The sequence below is a fragment of the Endozoicomonas arenosclerae genome, from assembly GCF_001562015.1.
GTDB lineage: Bacteria > Pseudomonadota > Gammaproteobacteria > Pseudomonadales > Endozoicomonadaceae > Endozoicomonas_A > Endozoicomonas_A arenosclerae.
This window is the reverse complement of record NZ_LASA01000314.1, coordinates 1-695: the sequence shown is the minus strand read 5'-3', so window position 1 is coordinate 695 and position 695 is coordinate 1. Positions and strand designations below refer to the sequence as shown.

Annotated in this window: 1 protein-coding gene; it reads left to right on the top strand. The window is 48.2% G+C overall.

The features are described from left to right. On the top strand, positions 1–326 hold a 326-nt coding region (locus WG89_RS31555), incomplete at its 5' end, for a hypothetical protein (RefSeq protein WP_216638597.1). Positions 327–695 lie beyond the last annotated feature (369 nt).

Here is a 695-nt window from a genome sequence, read left to right as displayed (position 1 = left end):
CCCGGCACCATGCCAAACAGTTTAATCAGTTTGACCGGGACGACCTGACTCCTTATCTGAACTACCACCGCCCCTGTTTTTATCCAGAAACCCGGATGGACGCCAAGGGCACGGAGAAGAAGGTGTACCGCTATGAAAACATGATGACCCCTTACGAAAAGTTCCTGTCACTGAAGGAACCAGAACAGTACCTGAAAGAAGGGATTACACTGGACCAACTAAAGGACAAAGCGGAAGCCATGACCGATAATGAAGCGGCCAGAAAGCTGCAACAAGCCAGAGAAATCCTGTTTCAATTAGTTCATGAGCGACAAGCCGAGGGTTAGGTAGTAGTACCTGCCTTCAGGCTCATTTCAGGATTGGAAAATACTATATGTGGGAGTAAAATATGTGGGCAAATATGATCGCCGTAAAGGGTTGATTTACCAACAGTTTTTAGACCATTAGTTCATCACCCCTCCGGCACAGATCCGTACGTGCACTACTAATGCATACGGCTCCTACCATCAATCAAACACACATTCGCTGATTTGGGTATGGGTGTGTGAGTGTACTGCTCGGGATGAAGTATTTGATGAGTTTCGTCATCTTTGTCCACGTCAGGGTGTGGCGCTGGCTGCGTTTTCGCAGGGCTCTCAGCCAGTAACGGCAGATTTCCCTCCTGAAGAGATTAATCGCTTTCAGGTTTCCGGGCA